Origin of the sequence: Borrelia venezuelensis (assembly GCF_023035835.1) — a bacterium.
Lineage (GTDB): Bacteria > Spirochaetota > Spirochaetia > Borreliales > Borreliaceae > Borrelia > Borrelia turicatae.
Genome location: NZ_CP073220.1, coordinates 179,798 through 193,288, shown reverse-complemented (window position 1 = coordinate 193,288; position 13,491 = coordinate 179,798). Strand labels below are relative to the sequence as shown.

The window sequence follows — 13,491 nt, the reverse complement described above, 5'->3', positions numbered from 1 at the left end:
ATAAATTATATTGGGTTGTCTTTTAGTGCTTGTTCTTGTAATTTTAGGGCTAGTGTGTCGAGAAGAAAGTCAAGTTCTCCCTGCATAATTTCTTCTAGTTTATAAAGACTAATGTTTGCTCTATGTTCTGTTACTCTATTTTGTGGAAAATTGTATGTTCTAATTCTTTCAGACCTATCACCTGAACCTACTTGTTGCTTTCTGTCATTTGAGCGTTGTTCTTGTTTTTTGAGGTCTTCAAATTTATAAAGCCTTGCTCTTAATATTTTCATAGCCTGATCTTTGTTTTTGTGCTGACTTCTTTCATTTTGACATTGTACCACAATTCCTGTAGGCAGATGTGTAATTCTAACGGCAGAGTCTGTTGTGTTTACATGTTGGCCCCCAGCACCAGAAGATCTGTAAACATCTATTCTTAAATCTTTTTCGTTGATTTCAATGTCGGTTTCTTCAACTTCAGGCAGTACAGCAACGGTTGCTGCTGAGGTTTGAAGTCTTTCATTGGATTCTGTTATAGGAACTCTTTGAACTCTATGCACCCCGCTTTCATGTTTTAATTTTTTAAATACCTCTTTACCTTTTATTTCAAAGCTTACTTCTTTAAATCCACCAAGTTCCGTTTCATTAAAGTTAATAAGCTCTGTTTTCCATTTTTTTTTCTCAGAATATTTTGTGTACATTTCGTAAAGATTATGTGCAAAAAGTGCAGCTTCTTCTCCCCCTGTGCCAGCTCTAATTTCAATAATTATATTTTTATTGTCATTTTCATCTTGGTGCAAGAGTAATATTTTGATTGTGTGTTCAATTTCATCTTTTTTGAGATTTAAATGAGTTAATTCTTGTTTTATTAATTCTTTCATTTCTAAATTTTCTTCTTCGGACAAAATTTTTTGATTCTTATCGATTTGGCTTATTATGTTTTCATATTCATCTTTTTTTTCTTTGATTTTTTCTAAATGGTTATATTCTTTTATTACTTTTGCATATTCTTTTTGGTTTTTAATTAAATTTGTATCTTGTAATTTTTCTTCAAGTATTTTTATTTTGCTTTCGATGGGACTTAATCTTTCTAAAAACATCTTAATTTTCTCCTAATAAAGTAGTATTATTTTATCCTACTTTTGAATTTTTTTGTTATAATTGGTCATGAATTTTATTTTATAGGCTTTATATACAATTTAAATAAATAAGTTTAAGTTTACGAATTTAAGTATATTTTTTTAATTTTTTATATAATATGTTTATTGAGATTGGATATTAAAGATTTATTAATATCTTGATATGTTTATATATAAATTATGACTTATATGTTTTTTTAAATAGCATATATAAAGTGAATGTTATGTCTTTAATAAACCAGTTAAGAAGGGGTATTTATGTTAGACAAGAAACTTTTAGGTGAGTTTGGGGATATCTCGCAAATTTCTGATAATGAGCTTCTTGATGTTACTGAAAAATCCAAAAGGGGATATCAGTTGATAAAGGAAGAGAGACTTCCTGAAGCAGAGGCATTGTTTAATGATATCTTACAAAAGGATTATGATAATAATTATGCTCTTGTTGGACTTGGAGACATTGAAAGGAAGAAGCGAAATTTTGATAAAGCTATAATTTATTATCAAAAATGCCTTGCTAAACATTCAAATAATAATTATGCACTTTTTGGATTGGGAGATTGTTATAGAAGTTTAGGTGATTATAAGAAGGCTACAGATGTATGGGAAGAATATTTGAAATATGATCCTGAAAATATTACGGTTCTTACAAGAGTTGCTTCTTCTTATAGGAAATTAAAAAATTTTCAAAAATCTAGGCAATCGTACTTAAGAGTATTAGAATTTGTACCTGATAATGATTATGCTCTTGTTGGTATTGGACATTTATATTATGACTTTAAGGAATATAAAGAAGCGTTGAAATATTGGCTTAGAATGTATGAAATAAATCAGATTAAGATTGATGTTCGTGTTTTAACTTCAATTGGAAATTGTTATAGGAAATTAAAGGAATTTAGTAAGGGAATTTATTTTTTCAAAAGAGCTTTGGAAATTTCTCCGAATAATTTTTATGCTATTTTTGGACTTGCTGATTGCTATAGAGGAAGTAAAGAGTATCATGAAGCCTTAAAATATTGGCTTACAATAATAGATAAGGATCCAAAGAATAATCTGGTTTTAACAAGAGTAGGTGATACTTACCGATACTTGAAAGAGTATGAGAATTCACAGATTTATTATAAAAAAGCTCTTGATGTTGATTTTGACATGTTTGCTATACTTGGTCTTGCACTACTTCAAAAGGAGCAGGGGCAGTATGAAGAGGCATTGTCAGCTATTAAAAATCTGATAAAAACCAATCCTAAGAACTCAATATTGTATGTAAATGCTGCTGAATGTTATGAGGCATTAGGGCAAATTGAAAGTGCTGTAGATATTTTGTCAAGTTTCTTGCAACTTGGAATGAAGAATGTTACCATTATTGACTACATTAATAACCTTAAAAAAAAGATGGATGCATGAATCTTAATTTTGAGAGATCTATTTTTTTTAAAAAGTTAATAGATACCCACGTTCATTTTAATGAACTTAAGAAAAATTCTATTGATATTCATTATCTTATTAATGAATGTTTGAAAAATGGATTTTCTTATTTTCTTGATATTGGGTTGCATCCTAGTGATTTTTATGAGAGAAAGCAACTTTTAGATACTTATCCTAATATTTCACTAACAGTTGGCATACATCCTTTAAATAAGGCTTTAAGAGATGATTTTGAATTGATTGAGAGTATTTTAGAAAATGAAAACGTTGTTGCTGTTGGTGAAATTGGACTTGATTACCTTAAGGGAGATAATAAAAGCGAGCAGATTGAAGCTTTAAATATTCAGTTAGATTTAGCTAGTAAATATAAGAAGCCCGTCATTTTGCATGTAAGAGAGGCTTATGATGATATTTACAATATTATTAAATCTTCCAATTTTATAAGTAGAGGCATATTGCATTGTTATTCAGGTAATTATGAGTATGCTAAAAAATTTATTGATTTTGGATTTAAGATATCTTTTGCAGGTAATTTAACTTTTAAAAATTCAGAGCCTTTAAGAGGAGTTTTAAAGAAATTAAATATTGAAGATATTTTAATTGAAACAGACAGTCCATTTTTAGCCCCAGTTCCTTTAAGGGGTAAGATTAATGCTCCATGTTTTTTAGGATATACATGTCTTGAGATTGCAAAAATTAAAAATTGTGATGTGAATAGCGTTATAATTGCGTTGTATGATAATTTTAAGGATTTATTTAATGATTTGATTTAACAATTATTTTCTCTCATTAATAATAGTATTTTTTGTTTGTCAATTATTGCTTATCAATTCAGTTAAATGTATGTTGATTTGTAATCAGATTTATATTGTTTTTTCATAGATGTTGAATTCGTATTGAAAATCTTTATTAATTTTTTTTGTTATTTCAATCAAATCGAGTTCATTCATACTGATTATGTATTTTGTGTTAATTTCTTTTAAATCTTTTTTATTACTTCCAATCAATATGAATTCTATTTTTTTAAAAAAGGATGATTCTGATAATTTTTTTAAAAAAACATGATTATTTCTCATTGAGAATAAGATCACTTTTGTTATTTTTGGAGTAATCAAATTTTTTAAATACAGAATATTTTTGTCATTTATTGTAGTAATGTTTATATTTTGTTCTTTTGCACTTTTTTCCAAGTGTTCTGAATCTGTTTGATTTAGTGTATTGTCTTTCATTATTAATGAGGTTGTTAAATCTATTGAGGGGTCACTGAATATAAAATCTATTGCTTTTTTTAATGAAAATTTTACTTTGGATAGATAAAAAGTTTTTTTTTTAATTTTATTAATATTAAATATTTCATTATTTGATTTATGTGTTAAAAGTATCTTTTTTACATTATTTAGTTTGTCTTTAATAATTTCGATATCTTTTTCATTGATAAAGAGTGTTTTATCTTGTATGAATGGAGAATTTTTAATTTTGAAAAAATACTCTGTGGCGTCTGAAAAAATTATGATATAACTAAAATTTTTATCTGTGATTTTATTGTTTTTACAACTAAAACATAGAATTAAAATAATTGTAATAATAAAAGTCTTTATTGTATGTATCATTATTTTACAGTTCCAATGGCTTTCTTGTTTACGATTGTGATTCCTAGTAGTATTATTAATGTTATTAGAGCGTAAATTTGTGCATTAGTTAAAATTAATACTTTTAAAAATGTTATAATTACTTCTAAGATCAAGATAGGAACAAAAATTAATTGATATCCATTTATATTTTGTGTTATATGAAGACGTATTCCTTTTTCGCATATAATTGCTGTGAATATTAGTTCTAATATATGTAAAAGCGGTATTTTAATATATTCATATGTGCCAAAAGCTTTACTGTTTGTTATGATGAGTGCTAAATTTTTAGAGAGTATTAATCCAAATGCAAAATATATTAAAAATATTGGATTTTTTTTAAGCAATGAGTTTGGATTGAATGTAAAAAAAAATGTGAATATAAATAATGGAAAAACATAGTAATATATTTGTTCTTTAATAAATATTGAATATGCTAAACTGAATTTTGTTTGGTAATTTATGAGCAAGCTTTTATATAATATGAATTCTTCTATCAGATATAGTAAAGAAAAAATGGTCATTGCGAATAATATTGATGTTGCATGGATATAATTTTGTTTAATTAACTTTAATTGAGGATGGTTTATTATCATGTATATTTTAAAAACTAAAGGTAGGCTTATTAGTAAAAATACGTTCATAATAAGTAAATTTTACTTTTAAATGACTTATTAATCAATTAAATTTTTACTTTTTAGAATTTTTCAAAATTCTTTTTATTATTGTGTTTAAGAGATATGTGTTCGAATTTACTTTTTAGAGAAGGTATATTAAAATTAGTTATTGATTAATGCTGTTTGAGGAGTGAGTATTTTTAAATGATAAATAGAAGTTCCGGTAAGGATAGGGATAGGTCAAGATTCGGTGATAAAGAATTGAGAATTAATCATAAGATTAAGGCCCGTGAGGTTAGGGTTATTTTTGATAATGGAACTCAATCTGTTTTGCCAATTGAAGATGCTATTAAATGTGCTAGGGATGCTGAGCTTGATTTGGTTGAGATTTCTCCAAATTCAGTGCCTCCTGTTTGCAAGATAATTGATTATGGGAAATATAAATTTCATCAGGAAAAGCGTCAAAAAGAGCAAAAAAGAAATCAAAAAATAATTAAGCTTAAAGAAGTTAGGATGCAGCCAAAGATAGATACTCATGATCTTGATTTTAAGTATAGAAATATTTTAGGATTTCTCAAAGAGGGTAATAAGGTAAAAGTTACTATAAGATTTAGAGGACGTGAACTCGCTCATACTCATTTGGGCTATGGAATTTTAGAGAGTATTCTTGAAAGGGTAGGTGAGTCTAATTATGTTTTAGAGTCCCCAGCTAAGATGGAGGGGAAAACAATGTTTTTAATTATTGCACCTAAGTCTAAGAAATAGTGATAAGGAGATGTAAATGTCAAAAATGAAAACATGTAAAAGTGCAAAAAAAAGATATGCTTTTACTTCAAAAGGTAAAATTAAATATAAGAAGCAAAATTTAAGACATATTTTGACAAAAAAGTCTTCAAAGAGAAGAAGGAAGTTGGGTAAGTCAGGTTTGGTTTCAAGTTTTGAGGTTAAGAGAATCAAAACCTTATTGCCTTATGCTTAAATATTGATTTAAGGAGATTATATGGCTAGAGTTAAGAACGGGATAGTTCACGTTGCAAGACGAAAGAAGATCTTAAAGAAAACTAAGGGTTTTTGGGGTACTAAGAAAAGTAATTATAAGAAAGCCAAAGATACTCTTCGTAAAGGCATGATGTATGCTACAAGAGATAGAAAGACTCGTAAGAGGGATTTTAGAAGTTTATGGATTGTAAGAATTTCTGCTGCTTTAACGGGTATGGGAATTAACTATTCAAAATTTTTTGAAAGTTTGAAAAAGTCTAATATTAAGCTTAATAGAAAAATCTTATCTAATTTAGCAATTGAGGATATTGAAACTTTTAAAAAAATTGTTTATGAAATAAAAAATTAAAAACTTCCTGGGAAGTTTAATTATAGGGATTAGAGTTATTTTTTGCGACATCTCACTAAATTTGGGGATTTAAGTATTTTTTTAACGGATAGTTGCATAGGCGGATTAAAAGTTAAAAATGAAAGTCCCATCTTTGAAAATAGCGCTAAATGAAAATGTTCCTATGTTGGCTTCTCGGGATTTTATTTAAAGGAATACTATTTGTGAAATTTATTTCTCTTGATAATATCAGCAAGCAAGATAGTCATATATATTATAGGAGAGTATATTTTGCTGACGCTTTTTATGAATATAAGGGCTCTAGTGAGACTAAGCAAGTGAAGTTTACAATAGAAGTAACTCCTTTAGGTGAGAAACATATCACTATTGATTTTGTAAACCCTTTAAATTATCCTGTTCTTAGTTTAATGGTTGCAATCAAGAGGCATGTTATTGATCTTGATATAAAAGGTGAACTTCCTTGACATTATCTTTTGAAACAGAAAAGGAAATGATAAACTTTTCTAAATCTTTTTTTAATCCCTTGCCTATTGGTAAGATATTTGGTCTTTGTGGTGATATGGGAACTGGGAAGACAACCTTTTTAAAAGGTTTGGCTTTAAATCTTGGCATTTCTTACTTTACAAGTCCAACTTATAATATTGTTAATGTTTATGAGTTTGTAGATTTTAAATTTTATCATATTGATTTGTATCGTTTAAATATTTTAGATGAGTTTCAACTTATTGGTGGAATGGAGCTTCTCTTAGATATGTCAGCTATAATAGCTATTGAGTGGCCGGAGATAATTATTGATGTTTTGCCAAAGAATAGATTAATGTTTTTAACATTTAAAATAAAAAATACTAGTAGGATTTTAGAATTTAGCGATGAATACCCTTGCAATTGAATATTCACATAAAACTTTATTGATTCATTTTGAAATTAATGGTGAGGTCTTCTCTATAATTGAGAGTAAAGATAATATTAATTATACTCTTAGTATTCCAAAATTATTTAATGATTTTGTATTAGAGTATGGTATTGATCTAAAGAAACTTGATTTACTTATTAATTCTTCTGGTCCTGGTTCTTTTACAGGTTTGAGAATTAGTTTAAGTTTTATTAAGGGGCTTTCTTTAGGTCTTTCAATTCCTTTTGTTAATGTACCTACTTTTGATGTTTTTGCGAAATTGGTTAATACAAGCGCAGATACGCTAACTTTAAGTTTTACAGCGGGTAAATATTTCCTTGGGTGTTATAAGAATTCTAAATTCTGCGGGAAAATTTTTTGTTTTTCTGAATCAGAGTTATTTGAATATTTAGATAGTCTTGACTTAAAATTTGTTATTGTGGGTAATGGTATTGAATTTATTTATGAAAAACTTAAAAATAAGTTTGAGATTATCAATGATATGAATTCTTTTGGTTCAGTTCTGACAGAGATTGGCAAGTTTAAGTATGTAGAAAACAGGCAGGGAGATGATATTTTGTCAGGACCTTTTTATGTAAGACTGAGTGATGCAGAAATTAAATCTTATTTACTAAGATAATCAAATAAATTTTTAATTTTATGTATATTATTCTTGTCTTGTAGGATTGATTTTTTGTTTTCTTCTTTGATGATGTCATAGATTTCAGATCTAAGTATTTTGATATTTGCAGGGGCTTTTATAGCTATTTTAACACTATCTTTTTTTATTTCTAATATTGAAATTTCAATGTTAGAGTCTATTTTTATGCTTTCGTTTGCTTTTCTTGATAATACTAGCATATTTATTCCTTAAAGACTCTATATCTAAGATAATGCTCTTCATTTGTAGATATGGCTTGTTTTCCAATTAATTTCTTTTTGTTTAATATGATTGGGGCTTTTAAATTAGCCGTTATTTCTTTATAGTTTTTTACATGCATGTTAATTATACATAGTATGACTTTATCATCTTCATTTTCTGTTTGGATATCTAACCAATCTTCTTCCTCTATATTTGGTAAATATTTTTCTAAAAAATTAAAGGGCGATGTTACTAAAAAATTTATTTCTCCGTTTATTGATTGCATTATAGAGAAAGGTTTGTGTTCAGAATCTTTGATGATAAATTCTTTAATCTCTTCGAATCCCAGTATCCCTTCAGGAAAGTTAAATTTTATACTAATTTCGTTTTTCATTTTATTTTAGAAAATCTAATAATGTTGTTTGCATGATCCTTGCGGAAACCCCTAAAGATACTTGATAAGCTAAACTTGTCATGTTAAGCTCCGTTATTGCTTTTGTGACATCAAGATCGGTATATTTAACCATATCATCTTTCATATCCATTATTTCTTTACTTATCCTTTCATAACTTCGATCAAGCCTATTTTCTTTAGTGCCAAGATCAGCTAATGTTGCAAAAATTTTATTTAAACTTGCATCAATTTCTGCTAAGCTTCTGCTTCCAATGATTTCTTCTCTATTTTCTTCTAGATTATCTCTTAACTCAATTAAGCTATCAAAAATTGTTCTATTTCTAACCTCAGTATTGTTTGCAATATTATAAGGAGGTTCTTTGGTCTCATTATTTTGGGTCAGAATACCTAGCTCTTGTAGTACCGTTGAACCTTCCTCTTCTGTGATCCATATTTGGTGAGGTATTGTTGTTTGTATGACCATTGAATTTAAAATACGATCAAGAGTAGCTTCAACAGGAGCAGATGATTCATTTATTTTGGCAATAATGTCGGCAGCGGTATCTCCTGCTGTTAATGCTATTTCAATGTTATCAATATAAATTTTTGTGTTTTCCTTGACAATAAATCCATTAACATTTTTTGATGATGTTATGTAATGATTGTGAGAAAAAAATATTTCGCTTCCAGGATAGTTAGTTGGGATATAAATTCCATTATATATTTCAGTTGTTTGTTCTGCTTGATTTCCATTGTAGTCTATTCTTACTATTTGAGTTTCTGCTTTGTCTTGAGTTAGTTTGTTTATCCTGTTTTCTCTAATTACTTTGAATGCTTCATTATCAATTTTAGTGCCTGCAAATATGCTGTATCCATCTGCTCCTTTTACATTTGCTATTGCAAGGACATCTTCAAGTATTGCATTTATTTCTTTTGCTATTATCTTTTTATCATCAGTTTTGTATGTACCGCTTGCACCTTGGACAGTTATTTCTTTTGCACGAGTTAGAATATTTGCAAGCGATTGTAAATACCCTTCCATATATCTTAATTTTCCTTTGGCGCTGTTGATATTTTTAACATAGGTATTAAGCTTAAATATATCACTGTCTAATCTTATTGCATGAGTGACACCTGTTGGATCATCTCGCAAATTCGTAATTCTTTTGCCACCTTGGTATAGGCTTCCTAAAAGTTTTGTTATTTTTACTTCTTTGTCTGTTGAAGATGTTTTTAAGTTATCATATGTCAAAGGATGACTTACTCTGTTTATCATATATTATACTCCCATTTTATTTATGATTGTATCTATTAATTCTGCAGAAACGGTGATGAATTTGCTTGCGGCAATAAATGATTGTTGAAATTCTATCATGTTTGCTAATTCTTCATCTTTATTTACACCAGATATTGATAGTCTTAAATCAGTTAAATTTTTAAGTATTTGTTCTTGACTATTTTTTGTAATTTCTGCTGTTTGTCCTTTGATTGCAATATTGGAAGCCGTGTTTGCGAAGTAGTCATTTAGTGTTGCATTCTTTCCAATCATGATTTGTGAGTTTACAAAAGATGCAATACGTAATGCTGCCTTATTATCTCCAATAGGAGTGTTGTTTGTTGGAGTTTTAATTCCCGATGCAATCTTTGATGGATCTTCTGCAATTTCTCTAGATACTTTAAGCCATGCAGCTGGATTTTTGAGAGGAGCTATTGAGTAGCTAACTGTATTTATTAGTTGGTTAGTAGTATTAACGTCTTGATAGTTATAAGCACCCTCAGTTCCCGATGTATTTAAAATGCCTGTGTAAGTTGTTAAAAATAGTCCAGAATCTTCAATATATCTAATTCTAAAAATAGCACTGTCGTTTTCTTCTTCTTTGATTGCCTTAATTTCAAATTTTCCTTCTGCATTAATTCTTGCAGTGACTTGTGAGTTGGAGTTATTTATTTTATTTATTACATCTTGAACGGTATCTGTTGTATTGTAGGGTATTTCTATAAAATCATTTTTATTGATTGCTTGAAATTTGAGTATTCCTGAAAATCCTAGATTTTCTTCTGGAAAAATTTCATTTGTACTATTTATTTTAAATATATGAACAGAATCAAATTGACCGTCTCCATTGCTGTCATATCGTCCACGCTCATCGGTTAGCTTGTATTCTTGGTCGAAGAAAATTCTTCCGTTTTTTTGATCAAGACCGTGTCCTGACACATGAACTTCATTTACAAGCTCTGTGATATTAATTGCCATGTTATCTATTTCATTAATTTCGTTTTTAATTTCGTTATCTCTTACATTAATAAGAGCCCCTAATTTTCCCGTATTAATATTAGCCGGTTCTCCATTATTCCATAAAACATTCCATTTAGTTCCTGTAGGGCTATTGGCTGCTTCCAATATAAATTCATTTGCAATTGCACCTTGAATGAGATGTTTCCCCTCTACATAAATTAAAAATTCATTAGGGTCTCGCTTATTTTCTATGGAGATACTAATTAAATTGCTTAGTTTATCAACTATTAAATCTCGTTCATCCATTAAATCATTTGGCTGATCTTTCATGGCGATTGCTTTTGCAATTTGCCTATTAAGATCACTGATATTCCTAAGGTAGTTATTTATCTCTTCAGTAGTGATTTTTACTTCATCATTTGCCATTGTGTATATTCGCTTAAGAGAATGAAATCTGTTGCTTACTACTTCTGCAAAAGATTGTCCGCGTTCTAGTATAATATTTCTTTCAGCTAGTCCTTGGGGCTGTTTTGATAAATCTTGCCAGCTATCCCAAAAATCATTTAATCTTTTTCTGATTGATTGTTCTTCCGGTTCATTATATACATTCTCAAGCAGAGAGATAAATTTGTCTTTTGAACTCCAATAGCCAAGTCGATGTGATTCTTCAGCTATTTTTATATCAAGCAAGTCGTCTCTTACTCGCTCTATAGATTGAACCATTATTCCTTGACCTAGTTGACCAACTTTGTTTGCTCTATTTAATTGAGGAGCATAAATTGGTATTTCAGTTTTCATTATAACTCTTTGTCTTGAATAACCGGGTTTTGACGTGTTAGTTAGATTATGTCCAATTGTGTTCATAGCATCTTTGTGTGCAAATAAACTTTTCTTCCCAATTTCTATTCCTGAAAATGTTGAATCCATTTAAAACTCCTTAAGTAGTTAAAGTTTTTTGTTTATTAAAACGGATGTTTCATTTAAGTTTCCGCTTCTTGGTCCATAAGGATTTTTATAAGTTATATTGTCTACACTTTCTTGAGCATCTTTAAATATTAGATCTAAAATACCAAGAGATGTTTCTGTGTAGCTTGATATTAAGTAATTTAAGTTTTGGATATTCAATATCCCTATTCTTAATCGATGAAAATAATTATATATCTCTTTTTTATAAACCAAACATAGTTTTTCTATAGCCATGTAAGTTGATTCAAATTTTTCAAGATCTGTAAAATTTTTCCAAAGTTCATCTCTCTTGTGCTCTATATCTTTAAATTTGTGAAGATAAATGTTTGTTTTGTTTATTGCTTCTTTAAACATCTTTTCGTTTTTTTCATCAAGATATCTTTTTATATTTAGGTACATATTATATATATCTTCTACTAAAAGAACTTCTTCTTGTAAAGTATTTTTCAGTTCGGTTTCTAATTTGGTTTTCATCTTTATGAAATAAATTATAAGTGAAATTCATAATATTTACAAATTTAGGTCATTTATCTTGTGTATTGTATTTTTGAATTTTTTCTTTTATTTTTGGTCTTTGCCATTTATTCTATGTTATAATTTTTACAGTCTATGAGCAAGCTTTTTCAAAGAGAGGATGATATTGTTGCACTTGCTACCCCTTTACTTAGTAGTGCTTTGTGTGTGATTCGTAGTAGTGGGATTTCTTCAATTGAAAAATTTTCTAAAATGTTCTCAGATCCTAAGCAACTGCTTGAGGCGTCTGGCCATACCATTCATTATGGATATTTAATAGATAAAGGAACTTGCGAAAAATTGGACGAAGTTGTTGTTTGTATTTATAGAGCCCCAAAGAGTTTTACAGGTCAAAATTCAATAGAGGTTATGGCCCATGGCTCCCCTATTGGTATAAAGAGAATTATAGGCTGTTTTTTGAAAGTGGGATTTAGAATGGCTGAGCCTGGTGAATTTACTCTTCGTGCTTTTTTGGCTGGAAAACTTGATCTTACTAAAGCAGAGGCAGTAAATGAGCTAATTTCTGCTAAAACTAATAAGATCCATTCTCTTGCTGTTAACAAGCTTTCAGGTTCTTTGTTTGCTAAAATAGATTTGATCAAGAAAGATATTTTAAATTTTCTCTCAGCACTTAGTGTTCATCTTGATTATGAAACAAGTGAATATGAGGTTGCCATTCCTTTTGAGATTATTTCAAAAAGCAGAGATGAACTTAAGAGATTGGTTGATTCTTATAATACTGCAAGGAAACTGGATTATGGAATTGCATTGGTTTTGGCTGGTTCTGTTAATGTTGGCAAATCTTCTCTTTTTAATTTGTTACTAAAGGAAGATAGGGCTATAGTTTCCTCTTATGCTGGCACTACAAGAGATTACATTCAAGCAAGTTTTGAATTTGATGGTATTTTATTTAACGTTTTTGATACAGCAGGACTTAGGGAGACTACTGATTTTGTTGAACAGTTGGGTATTGTTAAAAGTAATTCTTTAATTAAGGAAGCATCTTTAGTTCTTTATGTTATTGATTTGAGTGCAAGATTAACAAATGACGATTTAAAATTTATTGATTCTTATAAGGGACATTCTAAAGTGATTTTTGTTTTAAATAAGATGGATTTAGAACCAAATAGACAAACAGTTGAATTTTTTAATTCAGGTAATATAAATTCATCAAATTTAGTAAAGATTAGTACTAAGACTTTATTTGGCATAGATTCTCTTTATGATAAGATAAGGTCATTGACATGCTTTGATTACATTGATATTGATGCTTATGATGTTATCGTATCATCAAGTCGCCAAGCAGAACTTTTAAAAAAAGCTTATATTTTAATTATTGAGTTGTTAAATAAGATAGAAAAAGATATAAGCTATGATATGTTGGCATTTGATGTTTATGAAGTTCTTAATTTTTTAGGCGAAATAACGGGTGAGGTTACTAGTGAAGATGTACTTAACAATATGTTTAAGAATTTTTGTTTAGGAAAATAGATAT

The 13,491-nt window shown here is 28.6% G+C and carries 17 protein-coding genes; 9 read left to right on the top strand and 8 right to left on the bottom strand.

Annotated elements, in window-relative coordinates; genetic code table 11:
• Nucleotides 1–5: 5 nt before the first annotated feature.
• On the bottom strand, nt 6–1,079 hold the full coding sequence (gene prfA / locus bvRMA01_RS00945) for a peptide chain release factor 1 (protein WP_247031540.1): 1,074 nt from the start codon (nt 1,077–1,079) through the stop codon (nt 6–8).
• A 297-nt stretch (nt 1,080–1,376) separates the two neighbouring features.
• Here prfA and bvRMA01_RS00940 point away from each other — a divergent pair, with 297 nt between their 5' ends.
• Entirely contained in the window at nt 1,377–2,519 is a 1,143-nt protein-coding gene (locus bvRMA01_RS00940) for a tetratricopeptide repeat protein (protein ID WP_247031538.1), read from the top strand.
• Nucleotides 2,516–3,313 carry a TatD family hydrolase gene (locus bvRMA01_RS00935; protein WP_247031536.1) on the top strand — a complete coding sequence of 266 codons (798 nt, stop codon included), beginning with the start codon at nt 2,516–2,518 and terminating at the stop codon, nt 3,311–3,313. Before bvRMA01_RS00940 ends, bvRMA01_RS00935 begins: the two co-directional genes overlap by 4 nt.
• A 90-nt stretch (nt 3,314–3,403) precedes the next feature.
• On the opposite strand, the gene bvRMA01_RS00930 is transcribed toward bvRMA01_RS00935, so the two are convergent.
• Both bvRMA01_RS00930 and bvRMA01_RS00925 read right to left on the bottom strand, forming a co-directional pair.
• The gene (locus bvRMA01_RS00930) at nt 3,404–4,150 is read right to left on the bottom strand and encodes a hypothetical protein (RefSeq protein ID WP_119024065.1); all 747 of its coding nucleotides are present in this window, start codon (nt 4,148–4,150) and stop codon (nt 3,404–3,406) included.
• Entirely contained in the window at nt 4,150–4,812 is a 663-nt protein-coding gene (locus tag bvRMA01_RS00925; protein ID WP_247031534.1) for a hypothetical protein, read from the bottom strand. Before bvRMA01_RS00925 ends, bvRMA01_RS00930 begins: the two co-directional genes overlap by 1 nt.
• Before the next feature lie 177 nt (nt 4,813–4,989).
• Between bvRMA01_RS00925 and infC the strand changes: the two genes are divergently transcribed.
• The 6 genes from infC (at nt 4,990) to tsaB (ending at nt 7,665) form a co-directional block, all read left to right on the top strand.
• Nucleotides 4,990–5,550: a translation initiation factor IF-3 gene (gene infC / locus bvRMA01_RS00920; RefSeq protein WP_247031532.1), complete on the top strand. Its 561-nt coding sequence runs from the start codon at nt 4,990–4,992 to the stop codon at nt 5,548–5,550.
• A 16-nt stretch (nt 5,551–5,566) separates the two neighbouring features.
• Complete coding sequence (rpmI, locus tag bvRMA01_RS00915; RefSeq protein WP_011772145.1) at nt 5,567–5,764, top strand: 50S ribosomal protein L35; 198 nt, start codon at nt 5,567–5,569, stop codon at nt 5,762–5,764.
• Nucleotides 5,765–5,785: 21 nt separating this feature from the next.
• Complete coding sequence (rplT, locus tag bvRMA01_RS00910) at nt 5,786–6,133, top strand: 50S ribosomal protein L20 (RefSeq protein WP_011772144.1); 348 nt, start codon at nt 5,786–5,788, stop codon at nt 6,131–6,133.
• A gap of 203 nt (nt 6,134–6,336) precedes the next feature.
• A complete protein-coding gene (locus bvRMA01_RS00905; RefSeq protein WP_247031530.1) occupies nt 6,337–6,597 on the top strand; it encodes a hypothetical protein in 261 nt (86 codons plus the stop codon).
• The gene (gene tsaE, locus bvRMA01_RS00900) at nt 6,594–7,022 is read left to right on the top strand and encodes a tRNA (adenosine(37)-N6)-threonylcarbamoyltransferase complex ATPase subunit type 1 TsaE (protein WP_119024062.1); all 429 of its coding nucleotides are present in this window, start codon (nt 6,594–6,596) and stop codon (nt 7,020–7,022) included. The genes bvRMA01_RS00905 and tsaE overlap by 4 nt, the downstream gene beginning before the upstream one ends.
• The gene (gene tsaB, locus bvRMA01_RS00895) at nt 7,003–7,665 is read left to right on the top strand and encodes a tRNA (adenosine(37)-N6)-threonylcarbamoyltransferase complex dimerization subunit type 1 TsaB (protein ID WP_247031528.1); all 663 of its coding nucleotides are present in this window, start codon (nt 7,003–7,005) and stop codon (nt 7,663–7,665) included. Before tsaE ends, tsaB begins: the two co-directional genes overlap by 20 nt.
• Here the strand turns inward: tsaB and csrA are convergent.
• The 5 genes from csrA to bvRMA01_RS00870 are packed head-to-tail and all read right to left on the bottom strand — an operon-like array spanning nt 7,650 to nt 11,957.
• Nucleotides 7,650–7,886: a carbon storage regulator CsrA gene (csrA, locus tag bvRMA01_RS00890; RefSeq protein ID WP_011772140.1), complete on the bottom strand. Its 237-nt coding sequence runs from the start codon at nt 7,884–7,886 to the stop codon at nt 7,650–7,652. The two genes, tsaB and csrA, sit on opposite strands and share 16 nt — an antisense overlap.
• Before the next feature lie 2 nt (nt 7,887–7,888).
• On the bottom strand, nt 7,889–8,281 hold the full coding sequence (gene fliW / locus bvRMA01_RS00885; protein WP_247031526.1) for a flagellar assembly protein FliW: 393 nt from the start codon (nt 8,279–8,281) through the stop codon (nt 7,889–7,891).
• Nucleotide 8,282: 1 nt separating this feature from the next.
• On the bottom strand, nt 8,283–9,557 hold the full coding sequence (locus tag bvRMA01_RS00880) for a flagellar hook-associated protein 3 (RefSeq protein WP_247031524.1): 1,275 nt from the start codon (nt 9,555–9,557) through the stop codon (nt 8,283–8,285).
• Nucleotides 9,558–9,560: 3 nt separating this feature from the next.
• Nucleotides 9,561–11,444: a flagellar hook-associated protein FlgK gene (gene flgK / locus bvRMA01_RS00875; protein WP_247031522.1), complete on the bottom strand. Its 1,884-nt coding sequence runs from the start codon at nt 11,442–11,444 to the stop codon at nt 9,561–9,563.
• An 18-nt stretch (nt 11,445–11,462) separates the two neighbouring features.
• Entirely contained in the window at nt 11,463–11,957 is a 495-nt protein-coding gene (locus bvRMA01_RS00870) for a flagellar protein FlbF (protein ID WP_247031520.1), read from the bottom strand.
• Nucleotides 11,958–12,092: 135 nt separating this feature from the next.
• On the opposite strand from bvRMA01_RS00870, the gene mnmE reads away from it, so the two are divergent.
• Nucleotides 12,093–13,487, top strand: coding sequence for a tRNA uridine-5-carboxymethylaminomethyl(34) synthesis GTPase MnmE (gene mnmE, locus bvRMA01_RS00865; protein WP_247031517.1), 1,395 nt, complete (start codon nt 12,093–12,095; stop codon nt 13,485–13,487).
• Nucleotides 13,488–13,491: the final 4 nt, after the last annotated feature.